This is a genomic window from Pseudomonas taetrolens (genome assembly GCF_900475285.1).
In the GTDB taxonomy this organism is placed as follows: Bacteria; Pseudomonadota; Gammaproteobacteria; order Pseudomonadales; family Pseudomonadaceae; genus Aquipseudomonas; species Aquipseudomonas taetrolens.
The window spans coordinates 241607-258019 of record NZ_LS483370.1 but is presented as its reverse complement, the minus strand read 5'-3'; the positions used below and the strand labels follow the sequence as shown (position 1 = coordinate 258019).

Sequence of the window (16413 nt, the reverse complement as noted above, 5' to 3'; positions counted from 1 at the left end):
AATCCCGGCCATGTGCCGGGATTTTTTATATCAGCTACTGGATCTGGTCGGGCTTGACGATCACCCAGTTCTTGTCTGCCGTCACCGGCAGCCCTTCCTTGGCCTGCGCCGCCGCATTTTTGGCCATCATGCCTTCCAGTTGCGCCATGTATTTGTCTTTGCGGTTGATCCACAAATGCACCCCGCCCTTGGCCACGTCAACGCCGTGAAACAGCATGTAGCCATCACTGGCCGGCGTATCGCCACCCACCAGCACCGGCTTTTTCCATTGGTCGATGTAGGTCAGGATGGCGGCCTGCTTGCCCGCCATCCATGTCGCCGGGGTCCACAGGTACGGAGTCAGTTCCAGTCCCAGGTTGGCCTTTTCGTTATATGTACCGGCGCTGATCTGTTTGCGAGCGGTGGTCAATTCGCCGGTTTTACGGTCCTTGAGCAGCGTGCTCACGCCAATCACATTCTGCGGTTTGACGTTGTAGCCGTACTTGGGATCAGCCGCGACCATGCGCACCAGCTCTTCCGAGGCGGCGGTCATCACGTAGACCTCAATGCCGTTTTCCATGAGTTTGTTGAACAACTCGACCTGACCGGTAAACACCTTGGGTGGCTGGATTTCGGAGGTCTTGAGCGCATCACCCTCAAAGTACGTCACCGGCACCGGCTTGCCCGAGGCCATCAGCTCATCCACGTAGCCTTTGAGTTCCTGCAGGGTGAAACCGGAAAACACCTGCGCCACCCACGGGTAGCACACCATGTCGTCCACTTCGCACAGGCGGTAGTAGTAACTGAACAGGCTTTCTTTATGGTCGGCGGTGTCTTTGAACGGGATGAGTTTAAGTGACGGGTCGAGGCTTTCTCGGGTGATCAGGCCCTTGTTTTCCATATAAGGTAACAACGCTTCTTCGAGATCGTTGCGATAGCTGGTGTTATCCATGTCAAAGACCGCGAAGTTACCTTTGTTCGCGTTGGCAGCAATCATGGCTTCCAACTGTTTCGCCTGGTCGGCGGGCCAGTGCTTGAGCTCGGTGGCCAACGCCTGGCCCGTAAGGCCCAGACAAAGGGTTACAGCGATCAACTTGGCAGTCAGTTTCATCAGCTATGCTCCTCGTTAAAGGCATCGACGCTAACAAACCGGCATGACATTTTTTAACTCGGACACGACCGCTATCGTCTTGTCTGCGCCAATGTCTTATTCCAAAAACCTAGGTCTTCATTCCACATCGGTATATTTGTAGATATATCAACCTGTTAGGATTTCCGGTTCGCTATTGTTGCAGCCAAAGACTGGTACAAGTCGCCCCTCGGAGCTTTCATGAATTTCCCGCTGATCCTCAATCTGCTGGTGTTCCTCGCGTTGCTGTTCGGCTTGTCGCTGACCCGTCACACCGCGTGGAGCCTGGCGAAAAAAGTCCTGCTGGCACTGGTCGTCGGTGTCGTCTTTGGTCTGGGCCTGCACCTGATCTACGGTGCCGAAAACCCGACCTTGAAAACCTCCATTGGCTGGTTCGATCTGGTCGGCAGTGGCTACGTGCAACTGCTGCAAATGATCGTGATCCCGTTGGTGTTCGCTTCGATCCTGAGTGCCGTGGCGCGCCTGCATAACGCTTCGTCGCTGGGTAAAATCAGCTTCTTGACCATCGGTACGCTGCTGTTCACCACCATGATCGCAGCGTTGGTGGGCATCGGCCTGACCAACCTCTTCGGTCTGACCGCTGACGGACTGGTGGCGGGCGCAGCTGAAATGAGCCGCCTGCAAGTTATCCAGAGCGATTACGCAGGCAAGGTCGCAGACCTGAATGTGCCGCAATTGCTGCTGTCGTTCATCCCCCAGAACCCCTTTGCCGATCTGGCACGGGCCAAACCTACGTCGATCATCAGCGTGGTGATTTTCGCGGCGTTCCTGGGCGTCGCCGCCCTGCAATTGCTCAAGGATGAACCGGAAAAAGGCAGCAAGGTACTGAACGCGATCGACACCCTGCAAGGCTGGGTGATGCGTCTGGTACGTCTGGTCATGAAACTGACCCCGTACGGCGTGCTGGCCTTGATGACCAAAGTGGTCGCCACATCCAACCTGCAGGACATCATCAAGCTGGGCAGTTTTGTGGTGGTGTCTTATATCGGCCTGGCGTTGATGTTCATGGTTCACGCCTTGATCGTGTCGCTGTCCGGTATCAGCCCGCTGCGATTCTTCCGCAAGGTGTGGCCGGTTCTGACGTTTGCATTCACCAGCCGTTCGAGCGCAGCCAGCATTCCGCTGAGCATTGAGGCACAAACCAGCCGCCTGGGCATCCCGGCGTCCATCGCCAGCTTTGCCGCCTCCTTTGGCGCGACCATTGGCCAGAACGGCTGTGCAGGCTTGTACCCGGCAATGCTGGCGGTGATGGTAGCGCCTACCGTGGGCATCAACCCGCTGGATCCGCTGTGGATCGCGACACTGGTGGCGATTGTGACCCTGAGTTCGGCCGGTGTGGCGGGTGTGGGTGGCGGGGCGACCTTCGCCGCACTGATCGTGCTGCCAGCCATGGGCTTGCCGGTGTCGCTGGTCGCGCTGTTGATCTCGGTCGAACCGTTGATCGACATGGGTCGTACCGCATTGAACGTCAGCGGTGCGATGGTGGCGGGCACGGTGACCAGCCAGATCATGAACCAGACCGACAAGGCCATTCTGGCCGAAGACGATCATGGGGACCTGGCGCACGCCTAAGCCCTGCACGCCTGTGCCCCTGCAGGAGCGGGCTTGCTCGCTCCTGCAGGGTATGTGGCTACTTCAAGCCCTTTCCCAGACCTCAAAGCTGAATGCCGGCTTGTCATCCGCCGCTGCATGCTGCTCTTGCGATACCAGCGTCCACTGCGCCTGATCAAACTCAGGGAACCACGCGTCGCCTTTCGGGCTCAGGCCCACTCGCGTCAGGTACAACCGGTCGGCATCTGCCAGGCCCTGGGTGTACAGCTGCGCACCGCCAATCAGCATTACCTCGCTCACGCCCTGCTCGTGTGCCCACGCTTGCGCGCGCTCAACGGCGGCCTCAAGTGTGGCAAACACTTCGGCACCTTCGAGCTGCAAGTCGGTCTGACGACTGACCACAAGGTTCAGCCGACCGGGCAACGGGCGACCCAGGGAATCCCAGGTTTTGCGACCCATGATGATCGGCTTGCCCAAGGTGGTGGCCTTGAAATATTTGAAATCCGCCGGCAAATGCCACGGCATGCTGTTGTCGACGCCGATCACGCGGTTTTCACCGAGGGCTGCGATCAGGCTGAGGGGGAGAGTTTTTTTCATGCCGGCGAGGATACCAGAGCCATCCCTGCAGGCAGTACCCTGCCCGACGTAACAGCGGTTATGCTCACGGCTCACTTGAATGGAATGTCGCGTGACTCAACTTTCCCCACTGCAACGCCTCTGGCTGACCGAAACCGTGCGCTTGCGCGAAGAACATGCCGGCCCGCTGGATGACCTTGAAGCCAACCGTCATGCCCGCAGCGCTGGCGGCGACCTCGCCGCGCGCCTGCAAACCCGAGCCTTGTGGCTGGCCGAGCGTGATGGTTTGCTCGGCGCCCTGCAGCATTGGCTGCAGGGCGCACGCCTGGCGCTGCTGGTTCTGGTTGTCCTCGCCATACTCAGCGGCGCCGGGCTGGCCTTCGCCGCGCTGGGTGACGGCCAGGGCCCGGTCAATGTGTTCTGGGCGCTGGGCAGCTTGCTCGGGCTCAATCTGGTATTACTCGTGAGTTGGGGCCTGAGCCTGCTGTTCGCCGGTGAACAGGGCGCCAGCCTCGGTCGCGTGTGGTTGTGGCTCAGCGAAAAACTCGCGCGCGATGCTAAAGCCGCGCAATTGGCGCCCGCCCTGCTGCTGTTGCTGCAACGGCGCAAGCTCAATCGCTGGGCGCTCGGCACGCTGGTCAATGGCCTGTGGCTGCTGGCGATGCTCAGCGCGCTGGTGATGATGCTGTTGCTCATGGCCACCCGCCGCTACGGCTTCATCTGGGAAACCACGATTCTCGGCGCCGACGTGTTCGTCACCGTGACCCGTGCCCTTGGCGCCCTGCCCGGTTTACTGGGCTTCAACGTACCCACCGCGGAGATGATCCGCGTCAGCAATGACACCAGCTACAATTCCGAACTGTTGCGTCAGGCTTGGGCGATCTGGCTGGTGGGCGTACTGCTTGTCTATGGCGTGATCCCGCGCCTGCTGCTCTGCGCTTTTTGCGCGTGGCGCTGGATAACCGGGCGCAATGCGCTGCAACTGGACCTGAGTCTTCCCGGCTATAGCCCATTGCGCGAACGCTTGATGCCCAGCAGCGAACGTCTGGGCGTCAATGACATCGCCCCCGAGCAATTGCCCGACGTGCAGGCCGGGCACACCGACTTGCACGCCAATGGCGCCTTGATCGTGGCCATCGAGCTGGATGATCAGCACCCTTGGCCGCCGAAGCTACCTGACGCGATCATGGACGCAGGCATTCTCGACAGCCGCGAATCCCGGCAAAAGTTGCTGGAGCAAATGACCCGCTTTCCCCCTGCCCGCCTGGTGATCGCCTGCGACCCGCGCCGCTCGCCGGATCGCGGCAGCCTGGCATTGATTGGCGAACTGTCGCGCAGTGCGGCGGACACCCGTGTATGGCTGTTGCAAGCCCCGCCCGGCCAAGCGCTCGACGCTGACCGCCTTGGCGACTGGCACACCGCACTGAAACAACTGGGGTTGCCCTTCGCCACCAGCCTTCCTTTGAACTGGCTGGAGACAGGCCATGACTAAGCCATTGACGCTGGCCGTGGTCGGCCACACCAATGTCGGTAAAACCTCATTGCTGCGTACGCTGACCCGCGATGTCGGGTTCGGCGAGGTGTCCCATCGCCCCAGTACCACACGCCATGTCGAAGGCGCACGCCTATCAGTGGACGGTACCCCGCTGCTGGAGCTGTACGACACGCCGGGGCTGGAAGACGCCATTGCCCTGCTCGACTACCTGGAGCGCCTTGACCGCCCCGGCGAACGCCTCGATGGCCCGGCCCGGGTGGCACGCTTTCTGGACGGCAGCGAGGCCCGGCAGCGGTTTGAACAAGAAGCCAAAGTCCTGCGCCAACTGCTGGCTTCGGATGCCGGGCTGTACGTGATCGATGCCCGCGAACCGGTGCTGGCCAAATACCGTGACGAGCTCAGCGTCCTGGCCAGTTGCGGCAAGCCGCTGTTGCCGGTGCTCAATTTTGTCAGCAGCCCGCAGCACCGCGAACCCGAATGGCGCGACGCCCTGGCCCGGCTGGGCCTGCATGCGCTGGTGCGCTTTGACAGCGTGGCACCTCCTGAAGATGGCGAACGTCGCCTGTATGAAAGCCTGGCGTTATTGCTGGAACATTCGCGTGACGCCCTGCAGCGGCTGATTACGGATCAAGAAGCGCAACGCCAGGCCCGGCAACAGAGTGCCTTGCGCCTTATCGCAGAACTTTTGATCGACTGCGCCGCCTGCCGGCGCAGCGTGGTCAACGATAAAGCCGTCGAGCAACAGGCCATCGGCGAGCTGCGCCAGGCCGTTCGCCAGCGTGAGCAGCGTTGTGTCGAAGCCCTGCTCAAGCTGTATGGATTCCGGACCAGTGATGCCGCCGCCGGTGACTTGCCGCTATTGGACGGACGCTGGGGCGATGACCTGTTCAATCCCGAAACCCTCAAGCAATTGGGGGTGCGGGTGGGCAGTGGTATTGCGGCGGGTGCCGCCGCCGGTGCAGGGGTGGATTTGATGGTGGGCGGCCTGACACTGGGCGCTGCAGCGCTGGCCGGGGCCATCGCCGGAGGCGCGCTGCAAACGGCCCGCAGCTATGGCAGCCGCTTGCTGGGCAAGTTCAAGGGGCAGCGCGAGCTGACCGTGGATGACAGCGTTTTGCGCTTGCTCGCCTTGCGCCAACGTCAATTGGTCCACGCCTTGAATGCCCGTGGGCATGCTGCAGTCGACAGTATCAAGGTCGCCATGCCTCAGGATAAAACCTGGCGCGAAGGCAAACTCCCAGAGGCTCTGAATAAAGCCCGCGCCCACCCGCAATGGTCGTCGCTCAACCCGCACCCCAAGCTGAGCCAGACCGAACGCCAGGAACAGATCGAAGCGCTGACGGAGCAGATCTGAACCCTCCCCGGTCGCCGCCGCAGGCTGCGTTGCTGAGCGTGCGCCATCACTTTTCCCCCAATAGCCTGGCGATATTGCTCTCTGCCATCGCCGGTCCCACACTCATGCCCACGCCAGTGTGCATCAGCGCCGCATTCAAGCCGGGGGCCACCTCCAGCCACGTGAAGGGGCTGGCCCCTTTTGCACCATAAACCCCCTGCCAGCGCTCGACGACTTGCACCCGGCAATCCAGCGTTTCTTCACACAGCTGCAAAAGCCAGTTGTCGACCTGTTCACCATTGAAGGGCGAAGGATCGCTGCTGTAGTCGTGAGAATCGCCGATGATCAGTTCACCGTAAGGCGTAGGACTGATCAGCAAATGGATGCCGTGCCGGTCCAGATGCGGGCTGTCCCGCAGAATTTCAGCCTGAACCGCCGCTGCTTGCGGCAGATCGGCAAAGGCGCCGTAATGCACACAACTCAGACCGGTCAGCAGCGCGTGCTGCAACTTCAAATCCACCTGCGGGCGGACACGGAGCATTTGCAGACGGCAGATACGCGGGTTGAGTCGGGCCAACGGCTCGGCCAGCAGGGTTTGGTAATCATGCCCCGAACACACAATCACCTGTGAGCCCTTGAATCTGCCCGCCGTGGTGTGGACGCAACCTGGTTCGACTTCCCGTACCAGTGTCGAGAAGTGAAATTCGACCCCCAACGCACGGTGCAAATAGTTGATCAACGCCGGAATGGCCTCACGCGAATACACTTGCTGATCGTCCAGCCCGTGCAAGGCCGCACGGTGATGGCTGAACTGGCCGTCATACAGCCCCCGCAGATCGCGCCCCCGCAACAATTCGGCACGATAACCGTGCGCTTGAGCCCGACCTAGGCAAAAGGCTTCCAGCAGATGCTCTTCGGCCTCGGTGCGGGCAAACAGGAATGAACCATTACGTTTGAGCCCGAACCCGGCGTGCTTCGCCCACTCACCCCAAATGGCCCGGCTTGCACGTGCCAGATCGAGCATTACGCCTGGAGGCTGGCCGGTCACCAGCGCTTGGCCAAAGTTGCGAACCGAGGCGCCCAGCGGCGTGCTGGTGCGCTCGAAGACCCGGACTTTTAACCCGCGCTTTGCGGCGGCATAGGCATGGGACAACCCGAGAATACCGGCGCCTACGATAAGAATCTGTTGAGTCATGATCACATCCTGAAGGGCAAACCCCCTGTAGGAGCGAGCCTGCTCACGATGGGCTCCCGGCGATGAGTCCGTGACACCGCATCGTGAGCAAGCTCGCTCCTGAAGGATTTACGTAGCTGCAAAATTACTGCGCCGCTTTCTCGGACTTGCCGTCGTAGCGCTTGCGCCATTCAGCGAGGATGCTGTCGCGGTTTTGCGAAGCCCAGGCAAAGTCATTTTTGATCAGGCGTTGTTCGTAGTCCGCTGGCAATTCGGTTTGCGGCTTGGCGATCCCCGGTTGCGCCAGTACGGCGAAGTTTTCCTTGTACAGCTCCATCGCTGCCGGGCTGGCAGAGAAGTCAGCCAGCTTCTTCGCCGCTTCTTCGTGTGGCGTGCCTTTGATCACCGCCGTGGCTTCGATCTCCCAGCCCAGGCCTTCTTTTGGCAACACGATGTCCAGCGGTGCACCCTGACGCTTGAGCTGCACCGCCGGGTATTCAAACGAGATCCCGATCGGGAATTCGCCTGCCGCTGCCAGTTTGCAGGGCTTGGAGCCGGAGTGAACGTACTGCCCGATGTTCTGGTGCAGGTCGTCCATGAACTGCCAGCCCTGCTTCTCACCGAAGGTTTGCAACCACGCACTCACGTCCAGGAAGCCGGTGCCCGACGATGCGGGGTTGGGCATCACGATCTTGCCCTTGTACTCAGGCTTGGTCAGGTCCTGCCAGCTCACCGGTTTGCTCAGGCCCTGTTTTTCAGCCTCGATGGTGTTGAAGCAAATGGTCGCGGCCCATACGTCCATGCCCACCCATGCCGGAGGATTGGCTGCATCGCGGTAGTTGGCGCCGATCTTGTCCAGGTCTTGGGGGGCATAGTTTTGCAACATGCCTTGCTGGTCGAGAATCGCCAGGCTTGAAGCCGCCAGTCCCCAGACCGCATCTGCCTGCGGGCGGGCTTTTTCGGCCAGCAGTTTGGCGGTGATGATGCCGGTGGAGTCACGCACCCATTTGATGCCCACGTCCGGATACGCCTTCTCAAAGGCTTGCTTATAGGTTTTCAACTGCTCGGCCTCGAGAGCGGTGTAGACCGTCAATTCGGTTTTGGCGGCAAAAGCGTTAAGGCTAAAAGCGGTGAGGACAGCAGCGGCAAGAGCAAGAGGCTTGAACATGATGCGGTTCCTTGAGGTTGTGGGAGCGTAGGTTGAGCCACGAATCATTGCGCAGGGACACCTTGCCGCCAGGCTTGGGAGCGTCGCAGCAAGCCGCGCGAAGCCCAGGCCAGCAGCAGGGAGACGCCCGCCGAGGTGAACAGGATCAGGGTCGACATGGCCGCCGCACCGCCGACGTTTCCGGCGTCGTCCATGTTCAGCACCGCCACGGCCGCAAGGATGGTGTCGGGGCTGTAGAGGAAGATGGCCGCCGAGACGGTGGTCATCGCCGAGACAAACAGGTAGCGCACGATATCCAGCAACGCGGGCAGGCAAATCGGCACGGTGACACGCCAGTAGTGGCGATACAGCGGCGCCTTGAGGGACAGCGCAGCCGCTTCGAATTCACTATCGAGCTGGCGCAAGGCCGTGGTCGCGGTCATTTGTGCGGTGGTCAGATAGTGAGCAATGGTGCACACCACCAGCAGCGTCATGGTTCCGTAGAGCACATGCAGCGGGTTGCCGCTCATGTTGAAAAAGAACACGTAGCCCAAGCCCAGCACCAGGCCCGGCACCGCCATCGGGACAAAACTGAGCATGCGCAGCGCCAGATTCAGACCCTTTTGACCGGTTGTTTTTTCCATCAGATACGCGCCGGTAAAGATCACCACCGTGCCGATCAGGGCAGCGCACAACGCCATGGTCACGCTATTGCGGTAGGCCAGCCAGCCGCCGCCAGCGGTGTCGTTGAACTGGTAGTGACTGAGCGACAGCGACAGGTTGTAAGGCCAGAACTTCACCAGCGACGAGTACACCGCCATCCCGAACACCAGCAGCAAGGCGGCGCAAATCAGCATCACGATGGCCAGGTAGCAGCGGTCACGGACTTTCGACGGGACCGGTTTGAACACTTGCGCACGGCCGCTCATCGAGTCGCCGTGTTGACGACGCAACCAGGCATCGACCCCGAAGCTGAACAGCGCTGGCAACAACAGCACCATGCCAATCAATGCACCGCGCCCAAACTGTTGTTGGCCAACCACGGCTTTGTAGGCTTCCAGCGCCAGCACTTGATAATCGCCACCCACCACCACCGGCACACCGAAATCCGTAATGGTCAGGGTGAACACCAGACAGAATGCTGCAAACACAGCCTGCCTGGTGCCCGGCCAGGTGATGCTGCGAAACGCCTTGAACGGTCCCGCGCCCATGCTTGAGGCGGCGTCAAACAAACGCGCATCGGCCAGCGACAACGCCGAAAGCAAAATCATCAATGCATGAGGGAAGGTATAAATCGCTTCCCCGAGAACAATGCCCCAGAAGCCGTAAATGTTGTCCGAGACCAGTCCGCGCAACATGCCCTGATTACCGAACAGGTACACCAGCGCAATGCCGGGCAACATCGAGGGCGCCATCAGCGGCAGCAGTGACAACCCGCGCCAGATGCGTTTTCCGGGGATCATGGTGCGCTGCAGCGCATAGGCAAACAGGTAGGCAAGCGGTACGACAATCGCCGCTACGCTGAGCGAAACCTTAAGGCTGTTACCGAGCAACCAATGAAAATTATCGCTGGTGACCAACTCACGCGCTGCCACCCAGCCGCCACCCTGACCGTCTTCAGCACTGAAGCCCCGCCAGAAAATCGCCAGCAAGGGCATCAAGACCGCAATGCTCAACAGCAGCAGTAACAGCAGCTTGCCGCCGACCACAAAAATCTTATCGCCGAGTTGCGCCTGCGAGCTGCTGCGGTTCAATTTGCCTGGTATTGGCAGCGCCATATCAGCAGCCATCTCAGGCAAACACCTGAAGGCTTTCTGGCGGCAAGGCCACAAAAATATCCTGTGCCCCCAGCCGCGGCAGGTCCTGGCTACCGACCTCAGCAGTCAGCGCATGGCCGGGCAACTGGTTCAGCTCAAAGCTCATGCGGCAACGATTACCAAGAAAGGTGATCTCGCGAACCCGTGCCGGAAACAGGTTTTCCTCATGCAGCAGCGGATTGACGCTGATGGCCTCCGGACGGCAGAACAATCGCCCCGAGGCAGCCTGCCCGGCACCGGCGGCCAGACGCATGCTCATGCCGCCAACGTTGGCGTGGCTATCGCTGCTGCGCTGAAAAGGCAGCCAGTTACCTTGCCCGACGAATTCGGCGACAAACGGGGTGGCCGGCTTGTCGTAGATGTCTTGTGGTGTCGCGTACTGCTCGACCTTGCCGTTGTTCATCACGGCAATGCGATCGGCCATTAACATGGCCTCATCCTGGTTATGGGTCACCATCAACGTGGTGATGCCCAGCTGACGTTGCAGCTGTCGCAACTCAGTGCACAGATGCTCGCGAACCCGAGCGTCGAGAGCCGACATCGGTTCGTCGAGCAGTAACAAGGAAGGCGCTGGCGCCAAGGCACGAGCCAGGGCCACCCGCTGCTGCTGGCCACCCGAGAGCTGGCCGGGGAATTTCTTTTCACTGCCGCTTAGGCCTACCAGGTCCAGCATCTCGCCAACCCGCTTGCGCACCACGTCACGATTACTGCCGGCCAGGCCGTATGCGATATTGGCTTCGACGCTCAGGTTGGGAAACAGCGCGTAGGACTGGAACAGGATCCCGTAATCCCGCGCTTGTGGTGCCAGGTCGGACACATCGCGATCACCCAGGTACAGCACACCGCTGTCCTGACGCTCCAGCCCGGCAATGCAGCGCAGCAAAGTGGTCTTGCCACAGCCGGACGGCCCCAGCAAACACACCAGCTCGCCGGCAGCGACATCCAGCGACACATCATCCAGCGCAGTAAAGGCGCCAAAGCGCTTGCTTACATTGCGCACTTTCATCGGTGCGCCGGGTTGGGTCAAAGCGGTGGTGTTCGAACGGTTCATGGATGCACCTCATCAAGCAGATGGAGGTCATCCTAGAGAGGCAATGCGTACAAGATGTGGCAACAAGGTAAAAGCTGCCGATAGTCGTATTGGCGGATTTGGGATAGCCACAGCCAGAATCAAGCCGGGGCCATTTCCTGCGCCAATCCAAGAAACGCTGCCGGCAAGCGTGCGGATTTACGCTCTTTGAGGCAGTAGAGGTACTCATGGATCACTGGCGCATTTTCCAGGGTCAGTACGCGCAGCTGCGGATCATGGGGGACTTCCTGGCGGGCGATGATACTGATCCCGATGTTGCGCAATACCGCTTCGCGAATCGACTCTCGACTGCCAATTTCCAGCAACGGGCCAAACCCCACACCTGCTGCTCCAAGCAGCGTTTCGGTCAACTGGCGTGTGGTCGAGCCCTCTTCACGCATCAACAGGCAATGTCCGGCCAAGGCACTGAGCGGTACATGCTCAAACGCGGCCAAGGGGTGATTGCGGTGCACCGCCAGCACCAGCGGATCGCTGCCAAGCACCCGGCGAATCAAGCGCGAATCCTCGAGCAACTGCGATGAAGCGGCCACATCAACCCGGTATTCCTCCAGCGCCTCCAGCACCTGCTGGGAATTGCCAATATCCACCGATACCTGAATCTGCGGCAGCCGGGCGCGAAAGGCTTTGACCAGATCGAGGATGTAATACGGTGCGGTCGCGGCGATGCGCAACGTGCCCGCGCCCTGGCCGCTATTGCGCAAGAAGAACTCAATGTCGGCCTCTTGCTGCAACAGCAACTTGACCATCGGCAGCAGGCGCACGCCTTCATCACTGAGGGTCAGGCGCCGTCCGCCGCGATAGAACAGCTCTACCGCGTACTGGCTTTCAAGGTGCCGGATCTGTGTGGTCACGGTCGGCTGGCTGAGCCCGAGCTTTTTCGCGGCCTGAGTAATGCTGCCCAATTGGGCCACCCGGTAAAACGCTTTCAGCTCTGCACTCAGCACTGCGGCCTCTCTTGATCTACTTGCGCAACAGGCGCAAGCCATTGAACACCACCAACAGGCTCACGCCCATGTCGGCAAACACGGCCATCCACATGGTGGCCAAACCGAGGAAGGTTACCGCAAGAAAGATCCCTTTAATGACCAATGCCAAGGCAATGTTCTGTTTGAGGATGCTGGAGGTCTGCCGTGACAAGCGGATGAATGCGGGTATTTTGCGCAGATCGTCGTCCATCAGGGCTACATCGGCGGTCTCTATCGCGGTATCGGTGCCCGCCGCGGCCATCGCAAAACCGATTTCGGCGCGAGCCAGGGCCGGGGCATCGTTGATGCCGTCACCGACCATGCCGACGTGATGCCCTTGGGCAGACAGCACCTCAATGGCTTTGAGCTTATCGTCCGGCAGTAAATTGCCCTGGGATTGATCGATGCCCACATGTGCGGCAATGGCACTGGCCGTGTGGGGATTGTCACCGGTCAGCATCAGGGTCTTGATCCCCAGTTCATGCAACTCGCGGATCGCTTCGCGACTGGTTTCCTTGACGGTATCGGCCACAGCGAACAGCGCCAGCGGACCAGAGCGGTCGCACAGCAGGATCACGGTCTTGCCTTGTTGCTCCAGAGCATCGAGCTTTTGTTCGAGCGCAGGCGAGCAAAGGCCCAGTTCCTCAACCAGACGGTGGTTACCCAAGTGGTACAACTCACCGTCGATCTCGCCGCGGACACCGCGCCCGCTCAGGGCCGTGAAGTTATCCACAGCGCGCAACACCAAATTCTTATCCACAGCCGCATTGGCCACCGCCAATGAAACCGGGTGATCCGAGCGGGTAGCCAAACTGGCGGCCAGCAACACGGCGCTTTCGGTTACCAGCGGATCAAGCGGCAGGTAGTCGGTTTGCACCGGTTTGCCGTGGGTGATGGTGCCGGTCTTGTCGAGGGCCAGATAGTCGAGTTTGTGCCCGCTTTCGAGGTACACCCCACCCTTGACCAGAATCCCTTTACGCGCCGCTGCTGCCAGACCACTGACGATGGTCACCGGGGTCGAGATCACTAGCGCACACGGGCATGCCACCACCAGCAATACCAACGCGCGGTAAACCCAATCGAACCACACGCCACCCATCAACAGCGGCGGGATCACCGCCACCGCCAACGCAAACAGAAACACCACCGGGGTGTAGATTTTGGCGAAGCTGTCCACAAAGCGCTGGGTCGGCGCCCGCGCGCCCTGGGCTTGTTCCACCGCGTGGATGATACGGGCCAGTGTCGAGTGGTTGGCGGCGGCCGTTACCCGATATTCCAGCGAGCCGGCCTGGTTGATGGTGCCGGCAAACACTTTGTCACCCACGGTTTTCTCAATCGGCAAGCTTTCGCCGGTGATCGGTGCCTGATCGATGGTCGAGTTGCCCGACACCACCTCGCCATCCAGGCCGATACGCTCGCCGGGGCGCACGCGCACCACCACGCCGAGTTCAATGTCTTTCACCTCACGCTCAACCCAGCTGCCATCGGCTTGCTGCACGGTGGCTTTGTCCGGCGCCATTTGCATCAGGCCGCTGATGGCGTTACGGGCGCGGTCGAGGGATTTGGCTTCAATCAGTTCGGCCACGGTAAACAGGAACATCACCATCGCCGCTTCAGGCCATTGGCCGATCAAAATCGCGCCCGTCACCGCGATGCTCATCAGCGCGTTGATATTCAGGTTGAGGTTTTTCAGGGCGATCCAGCCCTTTTTGTAGGTGGTCAGGCCACCGCTAAGGATCGACGCCAGCGCCACCAGCGCGATCACCCAAGTGGGTGCCGCGTCGGTAAAGTGCAACACCTCAGCGGCCAACGCGCCGACACCGGCCACGGCCAGCGGCCACCAGTGCTTCTTCGGCGCAGGCGCTGCCGGGGGGCTGGCATCGGCGCCCTGTTCCAGTGGTTCGGCCTGCATGCCAAGGGATTTGATCGCTGCCACAATCGGATCGGTCGACGGCAGGTCGTGGGTGACACCCAGCACCCGATTGATCAGGTTGAATTCCAGTTGCTGTACACCCGCCAGCTTGCCCAGTTTGTTCTGGATCAGACTTTGCTCAGTCGGACAGTCCATGGCCTCAATGCGAAAAGTGCTCAGGCGCGAACCCGCCGTCGGGGCAGCGCTCAGTTTCACCACGCTCGGGGCTGACGCAGACGAACAGCAGCTGTGCGCATGAGGCGCGTGATCGTGGCTGTGCCCGCTGTCGTGTTCATGCTTGTGCGGAGTGTGAATGGAATCGCTCATCAGGTTGTGTCCATTAGAAGGTGCCTGTTGCCAAGTAAAGACCCTGTAGCCACTATAGGGTCAAGTAACCTTTGGGAGGCACGACTGATGAAAATTGGTGAGCTGGCAAAACTGACCGACTGTCAGGTCGAAACCATCCGTTATTACGAGCGCGAAAAGCTGCTGCCAGAGCCGGCCCGCAGTGACGGCAATTACCGTTTGTACACCCAGGCCCATGTCGAACGGCTGACCTTTATCCGCAATTGCCGCAGCCTGGACATGACACTCGAAGAAATCCGCAGCCTGCTCAATCTGCGCGACAGCCCTCAAGACCAGTGCCAGAGTGTCAATGCGCTGATCGACGAACATATCCACCACGTCAAGGCGCGGATCGATGGCTTGCTGGCGTTGCAGGTACAACTGCTCGACCTGCGCCAACGCTGCAGCCAAGGACTGGACAAGGATCATTGCGGAATTTTGCAGCGCCTGGAAGTCAGCGGCTCGGTGACACCGCCAGAAGGCGAACCGAGCCATGTGGGCAAAAGCCACGGGCATTGAGAAAGATCCCGACGGTCGGGTGTACGTCTCTCACGTTCTGGGCATTATCGGGACGTGAGCTCCAGGTAGATCCAGTACAACAGAGCACTTGCACTGATGGCAGCCCCCAACATGCAAACCGCCCCCCAGCCAAAGTGTGCATATACATAAGTTGCCGCAATGGCGCCCAGTCCGCTGCCGATCGAGTAGAAGCACATATAGGCGCCGACAAGACGACTCTGCGCATCGGGGCGCGCGGCAAAGATCAGGCTCTGATTGGTGACATGCACCGCTTGAACGGCGAAGTCCAGCAACACAACGCCCACGACCATAGCCAGCAATGAGCTTTCGACAAACGCGGTGGGCAACCAGGACACGGTCAACAGCAGCAAGGCCACGCCGGTCGTGCGGTTGCCGAGCCCTCGGTCGGCCAGTCGCCCGGCCCGTGCCGCAGCCAGTGCGCCAGCCACTCCGGCCAGGCCGAAAAGGCCGATTTGGGTGTGTGACAGCGACAGCGCAGGCGCGCTGAGCGGCAGCACCATCGATGTCCACAACACGCTGAAGGCGGCAAAGATGAGCAGGGCAAAGGTGCCCCGGACGCGCAACGTGCGTTCGGTCAGATACAGTTGAAACACCGACCGCAGCAACGCCAGGTAACCGCCTTTTGCAGGTGCTGCCGGGGAGGCAGGCATGGTGCGCAACAACACCAGCGCCATGCCGATCATCAATGCCGCCGACACAAAATAAACACCGCGCCAGCCCGCCAGGTCGGCCACCGCCCCCGACACGAAGCGGGCGAGAAGAATCCCCAGCACGACGCCACTGGTCACGGTGCCCACGACCTCGCCGCGCTGTTCGGGGAGCGCCAGGGTGGCCACGTAGGCGACCACCACTTGGACCACAACGGCCATCAGGCCCACCAGCATCATTGCACCGAGCAGCATGCCCCAGTCCTGAGCCAGTCCTACAGCGCACAAGGCCAAAGCCGACAGAAGCAATTGGGTAAGGATGAGTTTTTTGCGGTTCAGCAGATCACCTAGTGGAACAATGAACAGCAACCCCAGCACATAACCAGCCTGGGTAGCGGTGACGACGATACCGATGGCGCCGGGCGAAACCGACAGGCTGGTGGCCATGGACTCCAGCAGAGGCTGTGCAAAATAGACGTTTGCCACCGCCATTGCGCAGGTCACCGCAAAGAGAAAGGTCTGGTAACGGCTCAGGGTGGCGGTCGTAGCACCTTGGGCAGACTCGGGATAGCCGCCGGCAGCCTTCTCGGTTTCGGCGTCCATTTTGGCTGGTGCAAGAGATTTACAGGCCATCAACTATCCTTGGAACTTGGTTGCTAAAAGAAACCGGATCGTTGTTTTTTATCAAATCA

Annotated in this window: 13 protein-coding genes; 4 read left to right on the top strand and 9 right to left on the bottom strand. The window is 60.4% G+C overall.

All coding sequences use genetic code 11. The features are described 5' to 3' along the window. Nucleotides 1-34: 34 nt before the first annotated feature. Nucleotides 35-1090: an HAD family hydrolase gene (locus DQN55_RS01260; protein WP_048381087.1), complete on the bottom strand. Its 1056-nt coding sequence runs from the start codon at nucleotides 1088-1090 to the stop codon at nucleotides 35-37. A gap of 219 nt (nucleotides 1091-1309) precedes the next feature. Here DQN55_RS01260 and DQN55_RS01255 point away from each other — a divergent pair, with 219 nt between their 5' ends. Further along, the gene (locus tag DQN55_RS01255) at nucleotides 1310-2701 is read left to right on the top strand and encodes an L-cystine transporter (protein ID WP_048381089.1); all 1392 of its coding nucleotides are present in this window, start codon (nucleotides 1310-1312) and stop codon (nucleotides 2699-2701) included. A gap of 63 nt (nucleotides 2702-2764) precedes the next feature. Here DQN55_RS01255 and DQN55_RS01250 read toward each other — a convergent pair whose 3' ends face one another. Next, nucleotides 2765-3277, bottom strand: a complete 513-nt coding sequence (locus tag DQN55_RS01250; RefSeq protein ID WP_048381091.1) for a dihydrofolate reductase — start codon at nucleotides 3275-3277, stop codon at nucleotides 2765-2767. A 91-nt stretch (nucleotides 3278-3368) separates the two neighbouring features. Here DQN55_RS01250 and DQN55_RS01245 point away from each other — a divergent pair, with 91 nt between their 5' ends. Both DQN55_RS01245 and DQN55_RS01240 read left to right on the top strand, forming a co-directional pair. After that, entirely contained in the window at nucleotides 3369-4748 is a 1380-nt protein-coding gene (locus DQN55_RS01245; protein WP_048381093.1) for a DUF2868 domain-containing protein, read from the top strand. Beyond that, the gene (locus DQN55_RS01240) at nucleotides 4741-6105 is read left to right on the top strand and encodes a GTPase/DUF3482 domain-containing protein (RefSeq protein WP_048381095.1); all 1365 of its coding nucleotides are present in this window, start codon (nucleotides 4741-4743) and stop codon (nucleotides 6103-6105) included. Before DQN55_RS01245 ends, DQN55_RS01240 begins: the two co-directional genes overlap by 8 nt. Before the next feature lie 46 nt (nucleotides 6106-6151). Here the strand turns inward: DQN55_RS01240 and DQN55_RS01235 are convergent, their stop codons facing one another. The 6 genes from DQN55_RS01235 to DQN55_RS01210 all read right to left on the bottom strand — a co-directional run bounded on the left by DQN55_RS01235 (nucleotide 6152) and on the right by DQN55_RS01210 (nucleotide 14516). Further along, entirely contained in the window at nucleotides 6152-7279 is a 1128-nt protein-coding gene (locus DQN55_RS01235) for a TIGR03364 family FAD-dependent oxidoreductase (RefSeq protein ID WP_048381098.1), read from the bottom strand. Between the two features lie 124 nt (nucleotides 7280-7403). After that, nucleotides 7404-8426, bottom strand: coding sequence for a putative 2-aminoethylphosphonate ABC transporter substrate-binding protein (locus DQN55_RS01230; RefSeq protein WP_048381100.1), 1023 nt, complete (start codon nucleotides 8424-8426; stop codon nucleotides 7404-7406). A gap of 44 nt (nucleotides 8427-8470) precedes the next feature. After that, the gene (locus DQN55_RS01225) at nucleotides 8471-10195 is read right to left on the bottom strand and encodes a putative 2-aminoethylphosphonate ABC transporter permease subunit (RefSeq protein ID WP_048381102.1); all 1725 of its coding nucleotides are present in this window, start codon (nucleotides 10193-10195) and stop codon (nucleotides 8471-8473) included. Nucleotide 10196: 1 nt separating this feature from the next. Then, nucleotides 10197-11273, bottom strand: a complete 1077-nt coding sequence (locus DQN55_RS01220) for a putative 2-aminoethylphosphonate ABC transporter ATP-binding protein (protein WP_048381103.1) — start codon at nucleotides 11271-11273, stop codon at nucleotides 10197-10199. Between the two features lie 119 nt (nucleotides 11274-11392). Further along, nucleotides 11393-12256: a LysR family transcriptional regulator gene (locus tag DQN55_RS01215; RefSeq protein ID WP_048381105.1), complete on the bottom strand. Its 864-nt coding sequence runs from the start codon at nucleotides 12254-12256 to the stop codon at nucleotides 11393-11395. Nucleotides 12257-12272: 16 nt separating this feature from the next. Then, nucleotides 12273-14516, bottom strand: coding sequence for a heavy metal translocating P-type ATPase (locus DQN55_RS01210; protein WP_048381107.1), 2244 nt, complete (start codon nucleotides 14514-14516; stop codon nucleotides 12273-12275). 87 nt (nucleotides 14517-14603) lie between these two features. Here DQN55_RS01210 and cadR point away from each other — a divergent pair, with 87 nt between their 5' ends. After that, on the top strand, nucleotides 14604-15053 hold the full coding sequence (gene cadR / locus DQN55_RS01205) for a Cd(II)/Pb(II)-responsive transcriptional regulator (protein WP_048381109.1): 450 nt from the start codon (nucleotides 14604-14606) through the stop codon (nucleotides 15051-15053). 44 nt (nucleotides 15054-15097) lie between these two features. On the opposite strand, the gene DQN55_RS01200 is transcribed toward cadR, so the two are convergent. Then, entirely contained in the window at nucleotides 15098-16354 is a 1257-nt protein-coding gene (locus DQN55_RS01200; protein WP_048381111.1) for an MFS transporter, read from the bottom strand. Between the last annotated feature and the right edge of the window lie 59 nt (nucleotides 16355-16413).

Coding starts and splice junctions, on each gene's coding strand:
- DQN55_RS01210 (WP_048381107.1), bottom strand. CDS start 14,516: ATGAGCGATTCCATTCACACTCCGCACAAGCATGAACACGACAGCGGG.
- DQN55_RS01230 (WP_048381100.1), bottom strand. CDS start 8,426: ATGTTCAAGCCTCTTGCTCTTGCCGCTGCTGTCCTCACCGCTTTTAGC.
- DQN55_RS01200 (WP_048381111.1), bottom strand. CDS start 16,354: ATGGCCTGTAAATCTCTTGCACCAGCCAAAATGGACGCCGAAACCGAG.
- DQN55_RS01260 (WP_048381087.1), bottom strand. CDS start 1,090: ATGAAACTGACTGCCAAGTTGATCGCTGTAACCCTTTGTCTGGGCCTT.
- DQN55_RS01250 (WP_048381091.1), bottom strand. CDS start 3,277: ATGAAAAAAACTCTCCCCCTCAGCCTGATCGCAGCCCTCGGTGAAAAC.
- cadR (WP_048381109.1), top strand. CDS start 14,604: ATGAAAATTGGTGAGCTGGCAAAACTGACCGACTGTCAGGTCGAAACC.
- DQN55_RS01255 (WP_048381089.1), top strand. CDS start 1,310: ATGAATTTCCCGCTGATCCTCAATCTGCTGGTGTTCCTCGCGTTGCTG.
- DQN55_RS01240 (WP_048381095.1), top strand. CDS start 4,741: ATGACTAAGCCATTGACGCTGGCCGTGGTCGGCCACACCAATGTCGGT.
- DQN55_RS01225 (WP_048381102.1), bottom strand. CDS start 10,195: ATGGCTGCTGATATGGCGCTGCCAATACCAGGCAAATTGAACCGCAGC.
- DQN55_RS01220 (WP_048381103.1), bottom strand. CDS start 11,273: ATGAACCGTTCGAACACCACCGCTTTGACCCAACCCGGCGCACCGATG.
- DQN55_RS01235 (WP_048381098.1), bottom strand. CDS start 7,279: ATGACTCAACAGATTCTTATCGTAGGCGCCGGTATTCTCGGGTTGTCC.